The sequence below is a fragment of the Mycobacterium sp. 23 genome (assembly GCF_048287075.1).
GTDB classification, from domain to species: domain Bacteria; phylum Actinomycetota; class Actinomycetes; order Mycobacteriales; family Mycobacteriaceae; genus Mycobacterium; species Mycobacterium gordonae_B.
The window spans coordinates 2,323,573-2,345,443 of sequence record NZ_JBLVUX010000005.1; the positions used below are offsets into that span (position 1 = coordinate 2,323,573).

Consider the following 21,871-nt stretch of genomic DNA (forward strand, 5'->3'; position numbering starts at 1 on the left):
CACGGGCCGCCGCTAGCCGACAAGCACTCCGGGATTGAGGATGCCGGCCGGGTCGAGCGCGTGCTTGGCCGCGCGCAGTGCCTTGGCGAACGGGTCGGGGCGCTGCCGGTCGTACCAGGGGCGGTGGTCGCGACCGACCGCGTGGTGATGGGTGATGGTGCCTCCGGTGGCGCTGATCGCTTCGGAGACAGCGGATTTCATCTCGTCCCACTGCGCGTCCAGGGCGCCCCAGCGGCCGGCGGCATAGATGCCGTAGTACGGCGCCGGGCCGTCGGGATAGACGTGGGTGAACCGGCAGGTCACTACACCGGTGCCGCAGACCTTCTGAATCGCGTCCGTGGCGGCGCGGGTCACCGCGTTATGCAGATCCTCGAATTGGGTCCAGGTGCAAGCGGTTTCGAATGTCTCGGCGATGACACCGCGGCGCGCCAGGGCATCACGCTGGTAAGGCATGCGCAGGAACGACGAGCGCCAGTTGGTCGACGCGTCGTCTTCTGTTCTCTCACTGTCGGATTCGCGGTTGCGCCGCGAGATGACCGTGCCGCCGTGTTCGGCGGTGATCTCCAGGGCCCGGTTCAGCCAGGGGTCGATCGGATGGTCGGCGGACTCGAATGCCAGCACCAGCAGGCCACCGGTCACCGGCACTCCGGCGTTCAGGAATGCCTCCGCGGGATCGAGCAACCGGCAGTTCGCGGGAAACAGACCCGCTTGGGCGACGGTGCGGGTGGCTGCGACCGCGGCCGGCCAGCTCTCGAAGGCCACCGACGCGGTGACGTGCCAGCGCGGGCGGTACTGCAGGCGCATCCATGCCTCGGTAATGACGCCGAGGGTGCCCTCCGAGCCGACGAAGAGCCGGTCCGGGGACGGTCCCGCGCCCGACCCGGGCAGCCGGCGCGACTCGCTGACGCCGGCCGGGGTGACCACGCGCACCGATTCGGTCAGGTCGTCGATGTGGGTGTAGAGGGTGGCGAAATGTCCACCGGCGCGGGTGGCCAACCAGCCGCCGAGGCTGGAGAACGCGAAGGACTGCGGAAAATGCCGCAGTGTCAGGTTGTGTTTGCGCAACTGGTCTTCGATCCACGGACCGAGCGCGCCGGCCTGGATCCTTGCGGCACGGCTGACCTGGTCCACCTCGACCACCGCGCTCATTGCGCTGACATCGAGGGTGATTGCGGGCCCGTCGAAGCGGGGCTCAACGCCGCCTACGACGGAGCTGCCTCCGCCGTAGGGAATCGCCGGAATCCCTTCGCGGGTACACCAATCCAGCACGTCGATCACGTCCTGTTCGCGCCGCGGTCGGACGATCAGGTCGGGCAAATGATCCAGGCGCCCCTGCAGATTGCGTGCGACGTCGCGGAAAGCCTTGCCCCGCGCGTGCCCGGCCCGGTCCACCACCTGGGCGGAGCACAACGCGGCCAGGGACTGCGGCGGGGTGATGCGCGGGCTGGGTAACCCGAGCGCGTTCGGGTCGGGCGGCGGGTGGTCGGTGAGGTCGTGACCGGGCAACATGGCCGCTACCCGTGCCACCAGTTCTTTGGTCTCTTGCTCGGTGAGGGCCTGTTCGAGCGTGCCCCACCCCCACCAGGAACGCATACCGGTGGTGTCAGCGCTTGCGGAGAACGAGTGCGCCGCCGGCGACCAGCAGCACCAGGGCCAAGATGATTCCCCAGCCGGCACCGGCGAAGTACCAGGTGACAGCCACCAGCGCGATCAGCGGTGACACCGCGAAGAGCACGATGCCGGGGTTCTGCTTGATCACTGCCAGAGCGCTTCTAGCCCGGATGGGGTCCAGCTCATTGCCTGCCATCCGTTCAGGATGCCAGGTGCGGGCCGCATTGCGAAGCGCGGTCAACTCGGTTCGTCGTCATCCGGTGCCAGCAGTTTCTCTGGGTGGTGGAATGTATTTATTCGCGGTTGGCCGTGATCCAGATGGGCGGGCGGTAGCCATTCGGTGTCGCTTTTGGCGTTTTTGCGGGTGGTCCAGCCTTTTTCGGCCAGGCGATTATCCGGCCCACAGGCGAGGGTGAGGTCGTGGATGTCGGTGACGTGGGTGTTGGTCCAGCCGCTGGCATGGTGCACCTGGGTGTGGTAGCCGGGGACGTCGCAGCCCGGCCGGGTGCAGCCGCCGTCTTTGGCCAGCAGCATCAGTCGCTGGGCGAGGTTGGCAAACCGCTTGGCGTGGAACAGCGCCAGGGGTTTGGCGCCGTCGAACACCGCCAGATAGTGGTGGGCGGTGGCGGCCCAGCCGATCAGGGTGGGCAGCGGGATGCGGGTGCCGCCGCCGGTGCGGGCCCGGCCGGCCCCGGCCTCGAGGTCTTTGAGGGTGGTGGTGACGATGATGCTGACGGGTAGGCCGTTGTGGGTGCCCAACTCGCCGGAGGCGAACAGTTCCCGGATCGCGGTGACCATGGCGTCGTGGTTGCGCTGCGGTTGGCTGCGGCTGTCGGTGTCCCCGTCCGGGACGCCGGCGCCGGGGGCGGCGAGTTTGGCCCAGGCGGCTTCGAGCAGTGCCCGAAGTTCCGGGGTGATCAATCCGCTGATCCGCGACATGCCGTCGTATTCCTGGGGGCCCAGGGTCAGGCCGCGTGTGCGGGCGCGTTCTTCTTCGGTGTAGTCGCCGTCGGGGTGCAGCAGCGCCATCAGTTCGTGGGCGTATTTGGCGACCTGGTCAGGGCGAAAGTCACAGGCCTTGCCGGCCAGGTCTTTCTCGGCGGCCTCCCAGGTCCCTACATCCACCGTGCTGGGCAAGTGGGCGATGAAGTCGCGGATCACCTTGATGTGGGCGTCGCCGATCAGGCCCCGGCGTTGAGCCTGCGCGGTCGCGGTCAGCAACGGCGCCAACGGCTCCCCGGTCAGTGCCCGGCGCTGGCCGAGGTCGTCGGCTTCGGCGATGCGCCGGTTGGCGTCGGCTCTGGCGATCCGCAGCCGCTCAGCCAACGCCGCGGGCAGTTTACCGCCGAGTTCTTCCTCGGTCGCTTGGGTTTTGAGGTGGTTGATCAACGCGTGCTGGGGGGTGCGCATCCGCCGGTGCACCTTTTCCAGGCGCTCCATCCCGCGCAGGAACTCCGGGGTGGTCAACGCGTCGAACGTCAAGTCACACAGGCGATCAACGGCGGTGTCGAGTGCGTTGAAGACCTCGATGATCTCCTCGCGCGTACTCGATGCCATGCCCCAATTCTATGGAGGGCCACTGACAAGTCCGGATCGCCGCGAGAGCCGAAAGATGTTGATATCACCGGCGATATCACTTTCCACCGTCGAACGTCGCTGCCGGAACGGTGACACACGGCATGCCGCCGAATGACCAAGGTCCCTACCCCAAGCCACCGCCCGACCGTAACGTGCCTGGCGTGGACATCGAGACCGTCAAGAGCGCAGTCTTGCTGGCCTGCCGGGCGCCGTCCATCCACAACAGTCAACCGTGGCGCTGGGTCGTCGACCATGACGCCGTGCACTTGTTCGCCGATCGCAACCGGACCGTTCCCGCCACGGACCATTCCGGGCGTAGCGCACTGATCAGCTGCGGCGCGACACTCCATCATCTCGAGGTCGCCATGGCGGCGGCGGGCTGGCGGGCCACCATCACCCGGTTGCCCGACCCGAACAACCCCGGGCATCTGGCCACCCTGCGATTCCACCCGATCGATCTCGTCACCTCGGCACATCGCAATCGGGCCGAAGCGATCCTGCAGCGCTACACCGATCGGCTGCCGTTCGACCGGCCCATGTACTGGGACCACTTCGAACCGGTGCTGCGCGAAGCGCTCGATGACGAGGTCGCCGCCCTGCACGTGCTCGCCGACGAGCAGCGCCTCAGGCTCGTCGAGGCATCGCAGCTGAGCGAGGAACTGCGCCGTGACGACGCTTCATATCATGCCGAACTCGACTGGTGGACTTCGCCATTCGCCCTATCGGAAGGCATGCCCCCGTCCTCGCTGGCGTCCGACACTGAACGCCTGCGGGTTGATGTGGCCCGGGAGTTCCCGGTCCGTGGCCACCAGGATCGGCGCCCGGGGATCGCGACCGACTGGTCGAAGATTCTCGTGTTGTCGACACCCACCGACACCAAAGCCGATGTTCTGCGCTGCGGCGAAGTACTCTCTAGCGTGCTACTCGAATGCACCATGGCCGGAATGGCGACCTGCACATTGACCCACCTGATCGAATCGAGTGAGAGCCGAGACATCGTGCGGGAATTGATCGGCCGGCGCGGCGAGCCCCAGGTGTTGATCCGGGTCGGCATCGCCCCGGCAATGGAACCTGTGCCCGCACCGACACCACGCCGTCCCCTGCATGCCGTGCTCGAAATCCGCCCCACGCCAGACACTCCGAAAGGATGAGCCAATGAGCAATGAGCCGATCACCGTCCTGTCCGAAAGCGAGAGCTGGGATCTGCTGGGCACGGCCTCGCTCGGCCGGTTGGTGACCAACTTCGGCGGAGAACCGGAGATCTTCCCGGTCAATTTCGTGGTGCAGAACCGGACCGTGTTGTTCCGGACGGCCGAGGGCACCAAACTCTTCTCGGCCGTCGCCAATCGCACGGTGATCTTCGAGGCCGACGACCATAATGTCGCCGAAGGCTGGAGTGTGATCGTGCGCGGTCGTGCGCAGCTGTTGAAGGCCGACGCCGACATCCAGCAGGCGGACAAGGCCGGCTTGTACCCGTGGGTGGCGACGGCCAAGCCGAACTTCGTCCGCATCACCCCGAATGACATCACCGGCCGCCGCTTCGTGTTCGGTCCGGAACCGGACCACAACGCGACCGCCTCCTGAGAACTCAGCGCGTGAGGAGCGCGTCAAGCTCACGCGCGTCGGCACCGTTCAACCTCCGGTTCATCGACCAGGCAATCCGGGCGGCCTGCAGCTTGGCGTGCTCGGCCACCGGTCCGTTGTAGAGTTCGTCGACGGCCTCGTTCCACAGGGTCAACCAGCGAACAAAGTGGCCTGCCGTCAACGGAGTTCGGCTGTGCAGGTCCCGGTGCACAGTCAATGCGCTGCCCTGGTAGCGGCCCGCGCGAAACAGCACGGTCTCCCAGAAGTCGCTCATCGTCGGGATGTGTCCGTCCAGCCCGGCGGCTCTCAGTTCCGTGAAGGCGTCGTACAGCACCTCGTCGTGTAACGCCGTGCCGTAGAACCGGTACAGCAATGCCTCGACATCCGCGCGATCGACCAGATCACGTGCCGGCACCGTCAGACCACCAACGACAGCGGCCCACGGGTCGGAGGGTTCCTGCGGCGCTTGCTGATTGCCACCAGCCGCCTGATCGCAGCCTCGATGCCGCGCGCGAGTTGATCGACGTCCCCGACCGCGTTGTAGTCAGTGAGAATTCCGAAGAACAGGTCGCCGGCGTAACTGAGCATCGCCACACCGGTGCGCAGGTCCATCGCCAGCGGCGGAACCGGATAGAGCCCGGTCACCTGCCTGCCCATGATCCGCAGCGGTCGACGCGGTCCCGGCACATTGGTGGCCACCGTGACCACACCGCGCTGCGGCAGCCGCATCAACAACCCGACGGTCCACGCACTGACCGCGAACGGGATGCGATTCGTCAAGGACAAGAACGCATTTCCCGCCTGTCGCTGACCACTGGACTTCGCCCGGCCCAACCGGTCGTGCACCGTCCGCAGCCTCTCCACCGGGTTCTCCTCGTCCACCGGCAGATTCGGCAACATCAACGACACCCGGTTGTCGGTCACACCGGCCGCACCGGCCGACCGCACCGACACCGGCACCAGTGTCCGCAACGAGCCGCGCAGCGGCTTGAGCCCACGTTCCACCATGACATTGCGATAGCTCTCGGTAATCGCCGCCAGCGCAACGTCATTGACGGTGACGTCGAACGTCGAGGCGATCAGTTCGATGTCGGCCATCGCCACCCGCGCCCCGCCGTACCGGCGCTGATCGCTGAGCGGACCGTTCAGGGAAGATGCGGACGGAATCAACAGACCCGCGGCGATCTCACCGGCGCCCTGGACGGCACGGACGACACCGGCAGTCAGGGCGGCCGACGCCTGCGCCAAACCGCCCAGCAGTGGTGTCCGTTGCGCGGGGCGCTCTTTCACGATCTTCCTGGCCGCCGACGGCCCACGATGAGACACACTGCCGACCCCGTCGTCGCACAAACCGGCGAGGATATGCGTGGCGGCAATGCCGTCCGCCATGCAGTGGTGCAGTTTGGTCAGCATCGCCCAGCGATCGTCGGCGAGTCCCTCGATGACCCATACCTCCCACAGCGGCCGATCGCGGTCCAGACGCCGTGCCATCACGTCGGCGATCAACCGGTGCAGCTCGCGGTCGTCACCTGGATGTGGCAGCGCGGCCCGGCGCACGTGGCGCTGGATGTCGAAGCCGGGGTCATCCACCCACTCCGGCGCACCGAGGTCCAACGGGTGCAGTCGCAAGCGCTGACCGAACCGCGGGCAACCCCGGATCCGTTGCGCGAAAACCGAGATCAACTCACTCTGCTCGGGCGCCGGCCCTTCGATGACCGCAAGACCCCCGATCGCCAGGCTGACCCGCGGATCGGCATCCTCGGCCTTGAGGAACCCTGCGTCCAGTGTCGTCAGGTGATCCATGAATCAGCGCCTCCCAGTTATGTGCAACTCTCAGTTTCACTATCCGCTGTCAGCGGTGCCGGGAGCAGGGCCAAAGGTCCCACGCTGCCGGGGCTTCGTCCTCTGACGCGGGTCGCGCGGTGCCGACAATCCTGGAGAGCGTGACCACAGTCATGGACAGGAAGGGCTCGGCCCCGATGAACGCCCAATTCCCCGACGCCGACACGTTGCGAACGGTCCTCACCCTGGCCACCCGTGCTCCTTCGATCCACAACACGCAGCCCTGGCGGTGGCGGGTGGGCGCGGCAAGCCTGGACCTGTTCTCCGAACCGGACATGCAGCTGCAGAGCACCGATCCCGATGGCCGGGACCTGATCATCAGCTGTGGCGTCGCGCTGCATCACTGTGTCGTCGCACTGGCGTCAATGGGCTGGCACGCCAGGGTAAGTCGCTTTCCCGAACCCGCAGATCCGCGCCACCTGGCCACCATTGAAGTGGTTCCGCAGGCGCCGGACCAGTCCGACATCGCCCTGGCAGCGGCCATCCCCCGGCGCCGGACCGACCGGCGCGCCTACAGTTCGTGGCCGGTACCGGGTGGCGACATCGCGCAGATGGCCGCCCGCGCGGCGCGCAGCGGCGTCATGCTCCGCCAGGTCGACTCGCTGGCGAGAATGAAAAGCATTGTGGCGCGCGCCGTTTCCGACCATGCCAGCGACGACGCCTATATGCGCGAATTGACCACGTGGAGCGGACGATACGGCGCGGTGGCCGGAGTGCCGGCGCGCAACGCGCCGCCGTCGGACCCGCACTCGCCGATCCCCGCACGGTTGTTCGCGGGCCCGGGGCTGGCCCAGCCGACCGGCATCTCACCGGCCGACGATTGCGGCGTCATCCTGGCACTGGGTACCGAGAAGGACGATCGGTTATCGCAACTGCGGGCCGGGGAGACGACCAGCATCGTGCTGTTGACCGCCACGGCGCTGGGTCTGGCGTGCTGCCCCATCACCGAGCCTTTGGAGATTGCGGAGACCCGCGCCGCGGTCCGCGCCGACGTGTTCGGCGACAGCGGTTATCCCCAGATGCTGCTTCGGGTGGGTTGGGCCCCGATCAACGCAGATCCGTTGCCAGCCACCCCGCGGCGCCGACTGGTCCGCGTCGTCGACTGGCCCGAGTGACTCTGGCCCGAGTGACTACTGAACCAGCGGTGCCGACCATCGCAGCAGCGTCCCACCCGAAACCGGTGTGTCGACGGTGAACTGGCCACCGGCCTCTTCCGCGCGCCGCCTGAGGTTGGTCAGGCCGCTGCCGGTGAACTCCTCGGGCATCCCGCAACCGTCGTCGCCGACCTCGATGCACAGGTCGTCGTCGACCCTGACGCGCACCGTCAACGCGGTCGCTCTCGCGTGCCGGACGGCATTACTGACCGCCTCGCGCACCACGGCCTCGGCGTGGTCGGCCAGTGCACTGTCGACCACCGACAGCGGCCCGATGTATTGCACGCTGGTCCGCAACCCGGAGTCGGCGAACTGACCGGCGGCCGCGTCGATGCGCTGACGCAGCCGGGTGATGCCCTGCGAGGCTCCGTGCAGGTCGAAGATCGTGGTCCGGATCTCCTGGATGACGCCTTGCAGCTCGTCTATCGCACCTGAAAGCCGCTGCTGCACTTGCGGTTCGCTGGCTCTGGGCACCGCGGCCTGCAAGGACAGGCCTACCGCGAACAGACGCTGGATCACATGGTCGTGCAGATCCCGCGCAATCCGGTCGCGGTCGGTCAGCACATCCAGTTCACGCATCTGCCGTTGCGACGTCGCCAACTGCAGTGCCAGCGCGGCCTGGTCGGCGAATGCGGCCATCATCTCGAGTTGGTCGTTGGTGAAGAATCCCGCACCGCCTCGGCCCAGGACGACGACCACGCCCGCCACGGTGCCGGTGGCCCGCAGCGGTAGCAGCAACGCCGGGCCGACATCATTCAGGCCGGCCAGGCCCTCGGTGTCCAGCCGTTCGATCTGGCGTGGCATACCTTTGATGAACACCTCTCCCAGCGCCGTGCCGACGACGGGAATGGTCTGTCCCGCAACATTTTCGACTTCAGAGCCGAGCGTCTCGATCACCATCAGTTCCGCGACGTCGGTATGGGAGACGTTTTCGTCGAGGGGGACGGCGACCAGGGCCGCATTCGCGGCGGTCAGTTTGATCGCCTCTTGGGCGAGTAGGCGATACACGGTAGCGGGTTCCGTGCCGGACAACAATTCGGTGGCGATGTCACGGGTGGCCTCGATCCAGGACTGCCGTTCCTTGGCCTCTTGATACAGTCGCGCATTGGCGATGGCGATACCCGCCGCTGCCGCCAGGGCCTGCACCAGCACTTCATCGTCTTCGGTGAACGGCTGTCCGTTGGTTTTGTCGGTCAGGTACAGGGTTCCAAAAGATTCATTGCGCACCAGCACGGGCACCCCGAGGAACGTCCGCATCGGCGGATGATGCGGCGGAAATCCGACCGACGCCGGGTGCTTCGAAAGATCGTCCAGCCGTAGCGCTTTCGGCTCATCGATGAAGTGGCCGATGATGCCTTTGCCCTGGGGCAGGTTGCCGATGCGGCGCACCGTCTCTTCGTCGATGCCCTCGTGGACGAAGTTCATCACGCGTTGTTCGCCGTCGTGCACTTCCAGGGCGCCGTAGCGGGCGTCGACCAGTTCCGTCGCCGAGTGCACGATGGCACGCAGTGTGGCGTTGAGCTCCAGTCCCGAGGTGACTACCAGCATGGCCTCCAGCAGGCCGTCAAGGCGGTCACGGCCCTCGACGATCTGTTCGACCCGGTCCTGCACCTCGACGAGCAGTTCCCGCAACCGCAACTGGGAAAGGGTTTGCCGGAATGGTTGCAGACCGACCTCGTCGGGACCGGTCTCGACCGGCTCACCGACGGTCATCGGCCGGCACCCTGCGAGCGCTTCAATTCCGTTGCGAATACCGCGGCTTGGGTGCGCCGCTCCATGCCCAGTTTGGCCAGTAACCGGGACACGTAGTTCTTCACCGTCTTCTCGGCGAGGAACATGCGATCGGCGATCTGCTTGTTGGTCAGGCCCTCGCTGAGCAGGGCCAGCAGTGCGCGCTCCTGCTCGGTGAGGCCCGACAGCGGGTCCTGTTTCTCGGTGGCGTCGCGCAGTTTGGACATCAGGGCCGCGGCCGCCCGATTGTCCAGCAACGACCGGCCGGCGCCCACATCCTTGACCGCTCGGGCCAGTTCCATGCCCTTGATGTCCTTGACGACGTAACCGCTGGCGCCGGCCAGGATGGCGTCCAGCATCGCTTCGTCGGAGGTGTAGGACGTCAGGATTAGGCACCGGAGTTCGGGCATGCGTGACAACAGGTCCCGGCAGAGTTCGATGCCATTGCCGTCGGGCAGCCGGACGTCGAGGACCGCGACATCCGGATCCGCCGCCGGAATCCGCGACATTGCTTCGGCGACCGAGCCGGCTTCGCCGACGACGTCGAGTTCGGGGTCGGCACCGAGGAGGTCGATGAGGCCGCGTCGCACCACTTCGTGGTCATCGACCAGGAAGACTCTTACCAAGGCATCACTCCCGAAGTCGCTGCTAAAGGTTGCCGCTGCGCACGGTCAACACCGAGGACCCCGCGTTGTACACGCTGCGCACCTGGGCGGCGTGCGCGTCGGTGACGAAGAGCTGACCCGGCGCCTCATTGTCAGCCATGTAGCGGCCCTCGCGCCCCCGAACGATGGCCGACTCCACCCGCACATCGGGATACAGCCGCGTCCAGCGGGTCAGCCTGCGGTGTAACTGCGCTTGTGCCAAGCGGTTTCCGTCGCCGGGTGAGTCCGCCGAGTGAGGCCGCTGCACCGAGACCGCACGCAATGGCACGCCCCGAAGGCGGGCCTCCTGGAACGCATGGCGCAATACGGCTCCGTTGTCCGCTTCCGCGACGACCCGCCTGATCGTGGGTGCGGTCGTGCCGTCGTGCGACCGGTGTATCACCGCCACCGGACACAGCGAGGATCCGGCCAGGGCCCCGGCCACCGAGCCCTCACCACTGTGCGCGTGATTGCGCCCTATCGACCCGACGCAGATCATCGACGCCGTCCGCGACTCCTGCATGAGTTTGGTCAGCGGCCGGCCCCACAGAATTTCGGTTTCGACCACGACCTCTTTGCCCGTCGCCCTGATGGCTTGCTGGGCGTCGAACAACGCAGCGCGGGCGGCCGCCTGGTGTCCCGCGATACCGCCCGACACCGGTGGCGATTCGATGACGTAGACCAGGCGCAGTGGAACGTCCCGGGCGACCGCCTCGTCGATCGCCCACAGGGCGGCGTGCAGAGCCGTCCTCGAACCGTCGATACCCACCACGACTGCGGGACCCGACTCGCGGCTGGTCATCGCGGCCTCTCCTTCACTCGATCACCCTGGCATCAACGTGGCCAACCCGAACGTTATTGACGCGCGGGCCAGGAACCCAGAGGCATAGGTCCCCGGATCGGGGCCTTAGGTCCCTAGAGCGAAGCGATCCGCGTCGACTCTTGCCAGCGCCGCACCGGCCGCATTTTGATAGGTGAGGGCGCCCACACGCGTCTTACCAAGCGCCCGGGCAGAAGTTTCGTCGCGTACCGGGGGGTTGCTGCCATGGCCGTCAAAGAGACCTCTCCTCAGTCCGCCCAGCCGCCGTCGCAGCCACTGGTGGGTAAAGGCTGGCTTCAGGGCGTCGCGCTGGTGATGATCTTCGGCTTCCTGGTGATGGGAATCCTCGCCTACCGGACCTACACCGCGGCGATGCCGATGCCGGACAAGGTGGTCACCGAGTCCGGCCAGGTGCTGTTCACGGGTGGCGACATCACCAAAGGGCAGGAGCTCTACCAGGCTCGCGGCCTGATGGAGTACGGCTCGGTGCTGGGCCACGGCGCCTACCTGGGACCTGACTACACCGCCGACTACCTGCGGATGGCCACCGACGACGTCGCGGACCAGTTCCGCGCCGAAGGCGTGGCCGAGCCCCGTCAGCGGGTGGTCACTGAATTCCGCACCAATCGCTACGACGCCGGGACCGGGACGCTGGTGTTCACCAACAAGCAGGCCGTGGCGTTCGACCGTATCCAGAGCCATTACGCGGGCATCCTGGGCGAGAACTCCACCAGATACGGCTTGTTGCCCCGGCTTATCACCGACAAGACCCAGATCCGGCAGTTGACCGCCTTCTTCGCCTGGACCGCGTGGGCCGCCGCCGCCGAACGGCCCGGGCACAAGTACAGCTACACCAACAACTGGCCGGCCGAACAGCGCGTGGACAACGGTCCGACCGCGGCGGTGATCGTGTGGTCGGCGTTGTCGCTCATCGCCCTGTTGGGCGGCATCGGGGTCATGTTCGCGATCTACGGGCGCTGGAGCCAGAAGGTCGGCTGGCACGGCGCCGAATCGCCCACGCTGTCGTTCCGGCAACCCGGCGAGGTGAGCCTCACTCCGGCACAGCGGGCGTGCATCTGGTTCTTCGCGGTGGTCTCGGTGTTGTTCTTGGCGCAGACGCTGTTGGGCGCGGCGGCCGAACACTACCGGGCCGACCTGTCGACCTTCTTCGGAATCGACCTGGCCCGTGTGCTGCCGTACAACCTGGCGCGCACCTGGCATTTGCAACTCGCACTGTTCTGGACCGCCGCGGCCTTCCTGGCCGGCGGAATCTTCTTGGTGCCCTTCATCGCCCGCCGCGAGCCGAAACGTCAGGCCTTGCTTGCCTACGTGTTGCTGGGCGCGGTGGCACTGGTGGTGTTCGGCTCGCTGATCAGCGAAGCGCTGTCCATCTACGGGATCATTCCCGAAGGCGGGCTACTCTCCCAGCAGTGGGAGTATCTCGACCTGCCGAGATTGTGGCAGGTGCTGCTGATCGTCGGGATGTTCGTGTGGATTGCGATCATCTGGCGGGGCATGCGCGCCCGGCTCAAGGGCGAGTCGAAGATGAACATGCCCTGGCTGTTCTTCTTCTCCGGCCTGGCGATTCCGGTCTTCTACACCGTGGGCCTGCTCGCCGGCAGCGACACGCACTACACCGTCGCCGACTTCTGGCGGTTCTGGGTGGTGCACCTGTGGGTCGAGGACTTTCTCGAACTGTTCACCACCGTGATGGTCGCCTACATGTTCGTCCTCTTGGGAGTGGTGCGCGAGCGGATTGCATTGGGCGTCATATTCCTTGACGTCATCCTGTACTCCGCGGGGGGCGTCATCGGCACCATGCACCACCTGTACTTCTCCGGCACTCCGGTCGAGCACATGGCACTCGGCGCGTTCTTCTCAGCCGCAGAGGTGATCCCGCTGACCTTTCTCACCGTCGAGGCGTGGGCCTTCCTGCAGCTCGGCGCCCGCCAACAGTCCGGGGACGTCAATCCCTTCCCGCACCGTTGGGCGGTGATGTTCCTGGTGGCAGTCGGTTTCTGGAACTTCCTGGGGGCGGGTATCTTCGGGTTCCTGATCAACCTTCCGGTGGTGTCCTACTATCAGATCGGGACCGCGCTGACAGCCAATCACGGCCATGCCGCGATGATGGGCGTATACGGCATGCTCGCCGTGGGGCTGGCGATGTTCGCGTTCCGTTACGTGATCCCGGCCGACAGGTGGCCGGAGCGGTTGGCGCGAACCTCGTTCTGGTGCATGAACATCGGCTTGGCCTGGATGGTGTTCGTGACCCTGCTGCCGCTGGGTGTCATGCAGCTGTTCCATTCGGTCAACGACGGCTACTACGAGGCCCGATCGCTCGGCTACATCACCAAGCCGGGCAATGCGGTGCTCGAATGGTTACGGATGCCCGGCGATGTCATCCTGATCGCCGGCGGGGTGCTGCCGTTCGTCTGGATCGCCTGGACGGCGTTGCGCCACTTTCGCGCCGGGAACACGACGGAGGAGCTGCCGGAGAATCCGCTGTACACCGAGACACCGGCAGCAGCTCAGACACCGGCGAAGGACTGAAGCCGTGTCCTTGCCCGCTACCTCGGTGTGGCTCATCGCCGGATACTCGCTGATGCTGCTGGCCGTCGGATGGTGTTTCGACGCGATGGCACGGCACGCCTCGGCGCGTGCCGCGGCTTGGCGCACAGGCCAATTCAGCTACCGGCCGGACCACGACGCCTGGGTTTGCCCAGAGGATCAATGGCTGTGGCCGACATCGTTCGATCCCCAACACCGGGTGATGCGTTATCGCGCGTCGCCGGTGGTCTGCAACCGTTGTCCGGTCAAGGCCACCTGCACCACGTCGGATCACGGCCGGGAGATCAGCCACGAGGTGGACCCGTGGCCGCATTCGGAAGCGGGCCGCTTTCATCGCGGGATCGCCTGCAGCGTAGCCGGATTCGGTATCGTGCTGCCGTCGGCGACATTGATCGCCAATCATTCGCTGTCCGAGGTGCTGGTGTTGGCCGGCACCATGACCGTCGTGCTGTTGCTCGGCCTGCCGCTGGCCCGGCACCTGTGGAACACCCCGGCCAACGCGCCGGACCACCTCCCGCACCGCACCGCGATCGAGGATCAGGTGGCCGCCGCGATCGATCGTTACTCCACCCGCTGGGGCGGCTGGGCAGGCAAGGAGGACCGGACATGACCGGGCTGGCGCTGGGCGTGACTGCCGTCGTGATCGTGGTGCTGGCCGTGCTCGCCGTGCCGTCCCTGGCGGTGCTGCGTGAGTACGAGCGGGGGGTGGTGTTCCGGATGGGCCACGTGCGCCCCCTCTACCAGCCCGGCCTGCGATTCCTTATTCCACTGGTGGACAGGATGATCCGTGTCGATCAACGTCTCGTGACGCTGACCATCCCGCCCCAGGAGGTGATCACCCGGGACAACGTGCCGGCCCGGGTGAACGCGGTGGTGATGTTCGCGGTCACCGAACCGCTGAAAGCGATTCTGGCCGTGGAGAACTACGCGGTAGCTACCTCACAGATCGCGCAGACCACGCTGCGCTCACTGCTGGGGCGCGCCGACCTGGACACCCTGCTCGCACACCGCGAGGACCTCAACAGCGACCTGCGCACCATCATCGAGCAGATGACCGAGCCGTGGGGGGTGCAGGTCCGCGTCGTCGAGATCAAGGACGTCGAGATCCCCGAGTCGATGCAACGCGCGATGGCACGCGAAGCCGAGGCCGAACGCGAGCGCCGCGCCAAGGTGATCAACGCACGCGGGGAACTGCAGGCGTCCGAGGAGTTGCGGGAAGCCGCCGAAACCCTTTCGAAGAGCCCGGCTTCACTGCAATTACGCTACCTGCAAACCCTTTTGGAGCTCGGTGCCGACCAGAACTCCACGGTGGTCTTTCCGCTGCCGGTCGACATCATCACGCCGTTCCTGCGCAATCCGGAAATGTTGCGGGGCGTGCTGGGCAACAACCACGGGTGATCGCCCGGGCCGCGCACGTCCGGCGCGATATTGAATTCATCTGACCGGAATTCATGCTGACGGCACCAGGAATTTGCCGAATTCGCCTTACTTTGGTCGCCGGCCTTGGCAGGTTTAGTTCACGCCGCCGGAAAACACCTGACTGAATCAAATGCTGTTCCGTCCGGCACCCGTCTGGTAGTTCATGCGTACACCACGAAGGAGAAGTGACACAATGGATTACGCCTTTCTTCCCCCGGAGGTCAACTCGGCGAGGATGTACGCCGGCCCCGGCCCGAGTTCGTTCCTGACCGCCGCCGGCAGCTGGGACGCGCTGGCCGCCGAACTCGCCACCACCGCAGCGGGGTACGAGGCGGTGCTCACCGCTCTGGCCACCTGGCAGTGGAGCGGCCCCGCCTCGCAGGCCATGACCGCCGCTGCCGCCCACTATGCGGGCTGGCTGCAGGGCACCGCCGAACAGACGAAGCAGACGGCGGCACAGGCCAGATCCGCGGCCGCGACCTTCGAGCAGGCCTACGCGATGACCGTGCCGCCGCCGGCAGTGGCGGCCAACCGCACTCAGCTCAGCTCCCTGGTCGCGACGAACCTGTTGGGCCAGAACACCGCGGCGATCGCCGCCACCGAAGCGCAGTACGCCGACTACTGGGCCCAGGACGCCGCCGCCATGTACGGCTACGCCGCGTCGTCGCAGACGCTGACACAGCTGCTGCCGCAGTTCTCCTCCCCCGCGCAGACCTCCAACCAGGCCGGAGTAACCGCTCAACAGGCGGCCGTCGCCCAGGCCAACGCGAGCGCTGCCGCGTCAGACCCGGTGTCTCAGTTGATCGATGCGGCGACCCAGGGGTTGCAGTCGCTCACCGGGTCGATCATCCCGGACGACCTGACCGCCCTGGATGTCATCGCGGCTGTCGGCACGTCCATCAACTCCACGTACTACCTGGAAGCGTTCGCCGCCGGGGTCATCGGCGCCGAGAACAATCTGGGCGTGCTTCCGAAGGCGGGTGCGGCTCTGGCGGCCGACGCCGCCCCGGCAGCTGCGGCGGCCCCGCCGCCGGTGGGAGCCGCGGCGGGTCTGGGCAGCGTCACCGCCACTCTCAGCCGGGCCGGCACGATCGGGCAGATGTCGGTGCCCGCGAGCTGGGCGGCACCGTCGACGAGCCGGTTCTCGGCGCTGGAGCCGGCCGGGTTCACCGTGATTCCCGGTACCGAGGACGCGGTGGTGTCCGGATACCCCGGCTATCCCGGGCTGGCGTCGGCGACAGCGGCGCGCGGCGCCGGGTCGCCGCCGCGGTACGGTGCCCGGCTTACCGTGATGGCTCGCCCGCCGGCTGCTGGATGATCGATTTCGCTTTCCTGCCGCCGGAGGTGAACTCCGGGCGGATGTACAGCGGCCCCGGATCGGGGCCGTTGCTCGCGGCCGCGGAGAGCTGGGACTCGCTGGCCGCTGAGCTTGAAACCACGGCCCAGAGCTGTCACTCGGTGCTTTCCGCCCTCACCGGGTTGCACTGGCACGGGCCGGCGTCGGCGGCGATGACGGCAGCCGCCGTCCCGTACCTCGGCTGGCTGCAGGTCACCGCCGGGCAGACGCGACAGACGGCCATGCAGGCCCGGGCGGCGGCGGCCGCCTACGAACTGGCCCATGCGATGACGGTGCCCCCGCCGGTGGTGGCGGCCAACCGCATTGCGCTGGCCGCGCTGATCGCGACGAACTTCTTCGGCCAGAACACCGCGGCGATCGCCGCCACCGAGGCGCAGTACGCCGAGTACTGGGCGCAGGACGCCGCCGCGATGCACGGCTACGCGGCCGGCTCCGCGGCGGCATCGGAGCTGACGCCGTTCACCTCGCCTGAGCGGGCCACCGCGGCCGCCCAGGCACCAGCCGCCGCCGAGGAGTCTGCCGGTGACCTGTCGCTGCGGGCGCTGTATACCGCGCTCGACCCGTCGTCGCTGTTCTATCTCGATGCCACCGTGTTCGACGAGATCCGCGTCGTGGGCACCACGATCGGTAGCGCCACCAAGCTCGATCTGACCGCATGCGGTGTCATCGGAGCCGAGCACAATCTCGGCATTCTGCCCGCGCTGACCGCGGAGACGCCCGTCGTCACCCCGGCGCCTCGACTGAGCGCGTCCGTCGCGCGCGGTGGCGCCGCCCTGGGCGAGGTGACCGCGACACTATCGCGCGCCGGCACGATCGGATCGATGTCGGTGCCGGCGAGCTGGGCCGGTGTGCCGGTCAAAGGCGCCCTGCCAAGCGTTGCCGCACCGGCAGAACCCGCCGCGCCCGGGCTGGGGATGCCAGGGATGCCGGGGATGAAGGTGTCCCGACCGTCGATCGTCGTCCCCCGGTACGGACGCCGGCTGCGGGTGATGTGGCCGTCGCCGGCGGTCGGCTGAGGGGTCAGCTCAGTCAGCCGGCTCAGGCGGCTCAGTCGGCTCAGTCGGCTCAGGCGGCGCGAAGTTCCAGTTGTCCGGATTGTTCGGCGAGTAGACCACCGGAAACTGCTGGCCGGTCACCGGCCACTGGTCGACGTCGACGACCATGCGCCGGTACACGGCGTGCTCGTTGACCGTGGGCCCGTTGATGACGCCGGAGATGGTGGCGAACTGCTCGCCCTGGGCGGTGATGTCATCCGGGCGCGGGCTGACACCCGTCACCAGCAGCGTGCCGCTGGCCAGGGCGCCGCGCGGGCCGGGACGGATGAACCGCGGCGCCAGAAACACCACCAGCACCGCCACCAGGAGGAGCAGCACCATGAATTCCCACATCCCGCCATGGTAGGACTGCTGGGGTGGAGCAGACGGATCTGCAGTTCGCGCTGGAACTGGCCGACCGGGCGGACGAGTTGACCCGCGCCCGATTCGGCGCCCTCGACCTACGCGTCGACACCAAACCCGACCTGACGCCGGTGACCGACGCCGACGAAGCCGTGGAGACGCAACTGCGCGAGGCGATCGCCGCCGGGCGGCCCGGGGACAGCGTCCTGGGCGAGGAATTCGGCGGCACCACCAGCTGGCACGGACGGCAGTGGATCATCGACCCGATCGACGGCACCAAGAATTTCGTGCGCGGAGTTCCGGTGTGGGCCAGCTTGATCGCGTTGCTGGACGACGGCATCCCGGTCGTCGGGGTGGTGAGCGCGCCGGCACTGCAGCGACGGTGGTGGGCGGCGCGCGGACAGGGCGCTTTCGCGTCGGTCGCCGGCGACCCGCCTCGCCGTCTATCGGTTTCGGCTGTGGCGCAACTAGATTCGGCCAGCTTGTCGTTTTCCAGTCTCAGCGGCTGGGCCGAGAAGGGGTTGCGGGGACGATTCATCGATCTGACCGACGCCGTTTGGCGGGTGCGGGCCTACGGCGACTTTCTGTCGTACTGCCTGCTCGCTGAAGGAGCGGTGGACATCGCCGCCGAACCCGAGGTGTCGGTCTGGGATCTGGCCGCCCTCGACGTCCTGGTGCACGAGGCGGGTGGGCGGTTCACCAGCCTGGACGGCACCACCGGTCCGCACGGCGGGAGCGCCGTCGCGACCAACGGTCTGCTGCACGAAGACGTGCTGAATCAGCTGCGGCCCGCTGTGAACTAGCTAACACGTGCCATCTATCTTACTCCGGAGTAAGATACGGTTATTCGCATCGCCCCAACGACAGAGGCTGCTGATATGACCGACACACTTCCTGCTTCCGGCACGCGCTCCAAGAAGCGCCGCGACCCCCAGACCACCATCGGGATGAAACCGCACAAGCGCACCGGCGTCGACATCGCCATCGCGTTGCTGACGCCGCTGGTCGGCCAGGAGTTCCTGGACAAGTACAAGCTGCGCGACCCGCTCAACCGCACACTGCGTTACGGCACCAAGCAGGTGTTCTCTACCACCGCCGCGGCCAGCCGCCAGTTCAAGCGGGTGCAGAGCCTGCGCGGCACCCCCACCCGGCTGAAGTCGAGCGGCAAGAACTACTTCGACCTCACGCCCGACGACGACCAGAAGATGATCGTCGAGACCGTCGAGGAATTCGCCGCGGAGATCCTGCGCCCGGCCGCCCACGACGCCGACGAGGCCGCGACCTACCCGGGCGGCCTGATCGCCAAGGCCGCCGAACTGGGCATCACCGCGATCAACATCCCCGAGGACTTCGACGGCATCGCCGAACACCGTTCGGCGGTGACGAACGTGCTGGTGGCCGAGGCGCTGGCCTACGGCGACATGGGCCAGGCGCTGCCCATCCTGGCGCCCGGCGGTGTCGCTGCGGCGCTGACGCATTGGGGCAGCGCCGATCAGCAGGCAACCTACCTGCGCGAGTTCGCCGGCGAGAGCGTCCCGCAGGCGTGCGTGGCCATCGCCGAGCCGCACCCGCTGTTCGACCCGACGCGGCTGCGGACCACCGCGGTACGCACCCCGTCCGGCTACCGCCTCGACGGAGTGAAGTCGCTGGTGCCGGCCGCCGCCGATGCCGAATTGTTCATCGTCGGCGCACAGCTCAACGGCAAGCCGGCGCTGTTCATCGTCGAATCCTCCGCTCAGGGACTGACCGTCAAGGCGGACCCCAGCATGGGGATTCGCGCCGCCGCGTTGGGACAGGTTGAGCTGAACGGTGTTTCGGTGCCGTTGCACGCCCGGCTGGGTGAAGAGGCGGCCACCGACGACGACTACTCCGAGGCGATCGCACTTTCCCGGCTGGGCTGGGCGGCACTGGCCGTGGGCACCTCGCACGCGGTGCTCGACTACGTCGTGCCGTATGTGAAGGAGCGCGAAGCCTTCGGCGAGCCGATCGCCCGGCGTCAGGCCGTCGCCTTCATGTGCGCCAACATCGCCATCGAACTCGACGGCCTGCGGCTGATCACCTGGCGTGGCGCGTCGCGCGCCGAGCAGGGTCTGCCGTTCGCCCGGGAGGCGGCCCTGGCCAAGCGGTTTGCATCCGACAAGGGCATGCAGATCGGCCTCGACGGCGTGCAGCTGCTCGGCGGCCACGGATTCACCAAGGAACACCCGGTCGAGCGCTGGTACCGCGATCTGCGGGCCATCGGCGTCGCCGAAGGTGTAGTGGTCATCTAACTCGTTTACGACTTCGTATATTTCAAAGGCGAAAGATCAATCATGGCAATCAATCTCGAACTGCCCGGCAAGTTGCAAGCGGTAGTCACCAAGACCCACCAGGGCGTCGCCGAATTGGTGCGGCCCATCGCCCGCAAGTACGACCTCCGGGAACACGCTTACCCGGTCGAACTCGACACGCTGATCAACCTTTTCGAGGGCGCGTCGGAGTCGTTCAGCTTCGCGGGCGCCGGCGAGCTGCGGGGCAGCGACAAGAAGGAAGACAACCACAACGGGGCCAACATGGCCGCCCTCGTGCAGACCCTGGAGGCCAGCTGGGGTGACGTGGCCATGATGCTGTCCATCCCCTATCAGGGACTTGGCAACGCCGCGATCTCCGCGGTGGCCACCGAGGAGCAGCTGGAGCGTCTGGGTAAGGTGTGGGCCGCCATGGCTATCACCGAACCGGACTTCGGCTCGGACTCGGCCGCGGTGTCCACTACGGCGAAGCTCGACGGCGACGAATATGTGATCAACGGCGAAAAGATCTACGTCACAGCCGGTTCGCGCGCCACCCACATCGTGGTGTGGGCCACGCTGGACAAGTCGAAGGGCCGCGCGGCGATCAAGTCGTTCATCGTGCCGCGGGAGCACCCCGGGGTCACCGTCGAGCGGCTCGAGCACAAGCTCGGCATCAAGGGCTCGGACACCGCCGCGATTCGCTTCGACAACGCCCGCATCCCCAAGGAGAACCTGCTGGGCAACCCGGAAATCGAAGTCGGCAAGGGCTTCTCGGGTGTCATGGAGACCTTCGACAACACCCGTCCCATCGTCGCCGCCATGGCCGTCGGGATCGGTCGCGCCGCGCTGGAGGAGATCCGCAAGATCCTCACCGACGCCGGGGTCGAGATCGACTACGACCGGCCCGCACACGTGCAGAGCGCGGCCGCGGCGGAATTCCTGCGGATGGAATCGGACTGGGAGGCCGCCTACCTGTTGTCGTTGCGTGCGGCATGGCAGGCCGACAACAGCATCCCCAATTCCAAAGAAGCATCCATGAGCAAGGCCAAGGCGGGCCGGATGGCCAGTGACGTCACTCTGAAGACCGTCGAATTGGCCGGCACCACCGGATATTCCGAGCAGATGCTGCTGGAGAAGTGGGGCCGCGACTCCAAGATCCTGGACATCTTCGAAGGGACACAACAGATTCAGCAGCTGGTGGTGGCCCGCCGCCTGCTGGGCCTGTCGTCGGCCGAGCTCAAGTGAGCTGGCGGGCGAGGTCGTAGATGGCCCGCCCGTGCAGCTCGAACAACGCGATCAGGTCGACGGCGTCACCGCCGAGTTCCCTGGCGATGAATAAGCCGTCGGCGCCGGCCATCGCATAGGTCGCGAGCTGGTGCACATTGGCCTCGGTCAACTTCGGCATGACCGCCCGAAAGTTGTTCTTGAGTTGGTCGAACGCGCGGGCCCTGACCTGAATGAACATCGTCTTGGCACGGGGTTCTTCCGGGCGGCGCTCGAGGGCGAGCATCAGGCCGAGTCGCAGGAAGTCCGGCGCCTCCAGCAGAGCCTTGGCGGTCTGTTCGGTGAGCCCGGCGACCAGCTCCCGCGGATCGGACGTGTCCGTCGGTTCCGCGAGGTTCCACGCGGCCAGCCAGGTGCCGAAGCTGCGCTCGATGACAGCGGCGATCAGGTCGTCTTTGTCCTTGAAATGCCAATAGATTGAGCTGGCCGGCAGCCCGCACTTCGCGCTGACCAGGCCGATACTGGTCCCTTCATAACCGCGCTCGGCCGCGATCTCGGTTGCCGCGTCCAGGATCCGAGCGCGCGACAACTCCCCGTCGGCCCTGCGTTTGCGCTTGGGCTCCTTGTCAGGCACTTCGCCCTCCTCCGTACCACCTGCTACATTAGTGTAGC

Annotated in this window: 21 protein-coding genes; 11 read left to right on the forward strand and 10 right to left on the reverse strand. The window is 67.0% G+C overall.

Translation table 11 applies throughout. From position 1 onward, the window contains the following. Nucleotides 1-12 precede the first annotated feature (12 nt). From ACNQS7_RS12105 to ACNQS7_RS12115, 3 genes are read right to left on the reverse strand one after another with little or no spacing between them, the layout of a single operon-like run. On the reverse strand, nucleotides 13-1,593 hold the full coding sequence (locus tag ACNQS7_RS12105) for an FAD-binding oxidoreductase (protein WP_418012727.1): 1,581 nt from the start codon (nucleotides 1,591-1,593) through the stop codon (nucleotides 13-15). A 10-nt stretch (nucleotides 1,594-1,603) separates the two neighbouring features. Continuing rightward, entirely contained in the window at nucleotides 1,604-1,807 is a 204-nt protein-coding gene (locus tag ACNQS7_RS12110) for a hypothetical protein (RefSeq protein WP_055579907.1), read from the reverse strand. Between the two features lie 41 nt (nucleotides 1,808-1,848). Beyond that, the gene (locus ACNQS7_RS12115; RefSeq protein WP_418012728.1) at nucleotides 1,849-3,168 is read right to left on the reverse strand and encodes an HNH endonuclease signature motif containing protein; all 1,320 of its coding nucleotides are present in this window, start codon (nucleotides 3,166-3,168) and stop codon (nucleotides 1,849-1,851) included. A 188-nt stretch (nucleotides 3,169-3,356) separates the two neighbouring features. On the opposite strand from ACNQS7_RS12115, the gene ACNQS7_RS12120 reads away from it, so the two are divergent. Continuing rightward, nucleotides 3,357-4,340 (forward strand): Acg family FMN-binding oxidoreductase, encoded by a 984-nt coding sequence (locus ACNQS7_RS12120; protein ID WP_418015964.1) that lies wholly within the window; start codon nucleotides 3,357-3,359, stop codon nucleotides 4,338-4,340. A gap of 4 nt (nucleotides 4,341-4,344) precedes the next feature. Next, nucleotides 4,345-4,773: a pyridoxamine 5'-phosphate oxidase family protein gene (locus tag ACNQS7_RS12125; protein WP_055579905.1), complete on the forward strand. Its 429-nt coding sequence runs from the start codon at nucleotides 4,345-4,347 to the stop codon at nucleotides 4,771-4,773. Nucleotides 4,774-4,777: 4 nt separating this feature from the next. On the opposite strand, the gene ACNQS7_RS12130 is transcribed toward ACNQS7_RS12125, so the two are convergent. After that, nucleotides 4,778-5,188 carry a group III truncated hemoglobin gene (locus ACNQS7_RS12130; protein WP_418012729.1) on the reverse strand — a complete coding sequence of 137 codons (411 nt, stop codon included), beginning with the start codon at nucleotides 5,186-5,188 and terminating at the stop codon, nucleotides 4,778-4,780. Nucleotides 5,189-5,190: 2 nt separating this feature from the next. Then, a complete protein-coding gene (locus ACNQS7_RS12135) occupies nucleotides 5,191-6,576 on the reverse strand; it encodes a WS/DGAT/MGAT family O-acyltransferase (protein ID WP_418012730.1) in 1,386 nt (461 codons plus the stop codon). Nucleotides 6,577-6,752: 176 nt separating this feature from the next. Between ACNQS7_RS12135 and ACNQS7_RS12140 the strand changes: the two genes are divergently transcribed. Continuing rightward, the gene (locus ACNQS7_RS12140; protein WP_418015965.1) at nucleotides 6,753-7,730 is read left to right on the forward strand and encodes an Acg family FMN-binding oxidoreductase; all 978 of its coding nucleotides are present in this window, start codon (nucleotides 6,753-6,755) and stop codon (nucleotides 7,728-7,730) included. 15 nt (nucleotides 7,731-7,745) lie between these two features. On the opposite strand, the gene ACNQS7_RS12145 is transcribed toward ACNQS7_RS12140, so the two are convergent. The 3 genes from ACNQS7_RS12145 to ACNQS7_RS12155 are packed head-to-tail and all read right to left on the reverse strand — an operon-like array spanning nucleotide 7,746 to nucleotide 10,946. Next, entirely contained in the window at nucleotides 7,746-9,482 is a 1,737-nt protein-coding gene (locus ACNQS7_RS12145; protein ID WP_418012731.1) for a GAF domain-containing protein, read from the reverse strand. Next, nucleotides 9,479-10,126, reverse strand: a complete 648-nt coding sequence (gene dosR, locus ACNQS7_RS12150) for a hypoxia response regulator transcription factor DosR/DevR (protein ID WP_310784716.1) — start codon at nucleotides 10,124-10,126, stop codon at nucleotides 9,479-9,481. The genes ACNQS7_RS12145 and dosR overlap by 4 nt, the downstream gene beginning before the upstream one ends. A gap of 22 nt (nucleotides 10,127-10,148) precedes the next feature. Further along, on the reverse strand, nucleotides 10,149-10,946 hold the full coding sequence (locus tag ACNQS7_RS12155) for a universal stress protein (RefSeq protein ID WP_418012732.1): 798 nt from the start codon (nucleotides 10,944-10,946) through the stop codon (nucleotides 10,149-10,151). 243 nt (nucleotides 10,947-11,189) lie between these two features. Here ACNQS7_RS12155 and ACNQS7_RS12160 point away from each other — a divergent pair, with 243 nt between their 5' ends. The 5 genes from ACNQS7_RS12160 (at nucleotide 11,190) to ACNQS7_RS12180 (ending at nucleotide 17,324) form a co-directional block, all read left to right on the forward strand. Beyond that, the gene (locus ACNQS7_RS12160) at nucleotides 11,190-13,514 is read left to right on the forward strand and encodes a nitric-oxide reductase large subunit (protein ID WP_418012733.1); all 2,325 of its coding nucleotides are present in this window, start codon (nucleotides 11,190-11,192) and stop codon (nucleotides 13,512-13,514) included. Nucleotides 13,515-13,518: 4 nt separating this feature from the next. Then, nucleotides 13,519-14,142 (forward strand): hypothetical protein, encoded by a 624-nt coding sequence (locus ACNQS7_RS12165; protein WP_418012734.1) that lies wholly within the window; start codon nucleotides 13,519-13,521, stop codon nucleotides 14,140-14,142. After that, on the forward strand, nucleotides 14,139-14,930 hold the full coding sequence (locus ACNQS7_RS12170; protein WP_418012735.1) for a slipin family protein: 792 nt from the start codon (nucleotides 14,139-14,141) through the stop codon (nucleotides 14,928-14,930). The genes ACNQS7_RS12165 and ACNQS7_RS12170 overlap by 4 nt, the downstream gene beginning before the upstream one ends. Nucleotides 14,931-15,144: 214 nt before the next feature. Then, nucleotides 15,145-16,269, forward strand: a complete 1,125-nt coding sequence (locus ACNQS7_RS12175; RefSeq protein ID WP_418012736.1) for a PPE family protein — start codon at nucleotides 15,145-15,147, stop codon at nucleotides 16,267-16,269. Then, entirely contained in the window at nucleotides 16,269-17,324 is a 1,056-nt protein-coding gene (locus ACNQS7_RS12180; RefSeq protein ID WP_418015966.1) for a PPE family protein, read from the forward strand. Before ACNQS7_RS12175 ends, ACNQS7_RS12180 begins: the two co-directional genes overlap by 1 nt. A gap of 9 nt (nucleotides 17,325-17,333) precedes the next feature. On the opposite strand, the gene ACNQS7_RS12185 is transcribed toward ACNQS7_RS12180, so the two are convergent. Beyond that, nucleotides 17,334-17,696, reverse strand: a complete 363-nt coding sequence (locus tag ACNQS7_RS12185; protein WP_418012737.1) for a hypothetical protein — start codon at nucleotides 17,694-17,696, stop codon at nucleotides 17,334-17,336. A gap of 23 nt (nucleotides 17,697-17,719) precedes the next feature. Between ACNQS7_RS12185 and hisN the strand changes: the two genes are divergently transcribed. From hisN to ACNQS7_RS12200, 3 genes are all read left to right on the forward strand, one after another. Then, nucleotides 17,720-18,508, forward strand: a complete 789-nt coding sequence (gene hisN / locus ACNQS7_RS12190; protein WP_418012738.1) for a histidinol-phosphatase — start codon at nucleotides 17,720-17,722, stop codon at nucleotides 18,506-18,508. A 75-nt stretch (nucleotides 18,509-18,583) separates the two neighbouring features. Next, a complete protein-coding gene (locus tag ACNQS7_RS12195; RefSeq protein WP_418012740.1) occupies nucleotides 18,584-19,975 on the forward strand; it encodes an acyl-CoA dehydrogenase family protein in 1,392 nt (463 codons plus the stop codon). Between the two features lie 42 nt (nucleotides 19,976-20,017). After that, nucleotides 20,018-21,220 carry an acyl-CoA dehydrogenase family protein gene (locus tag ACNQS7_RS12200; RefSeq protein ID WP_418012741.1) on the forward strand — a complete coding sequence of 401 codons (1,203 nt, stop codon included), beginning with the start codon at nucleotides 20,018-20,020 and terminating at the stop codon, nucleotides 21,218-21,220. Here ACNQS7_RS12200 and ACNQS7_RS12205 read toward each other — a convergent pair. Then, the gene (locus ACNQS7_RS12205) at nucleotides 21,213-21,833 is read right to left on the reverse strand and encodes a TetR/AcrR family transcriptional regulator (protein WP_418012742.1); all 621 of its coding nucleotides are present in this window, start codon (nucleotides 21,831-21,833) and stop codon (nucleotides 21,213-21,215) included. The genes ACNQS7_RS12200 and ACNQS7_RS12205 overlap by 8 nt on opposite strands. Nucleotides 21,834-21,871 lie beyond the last annotated feature (38 nt).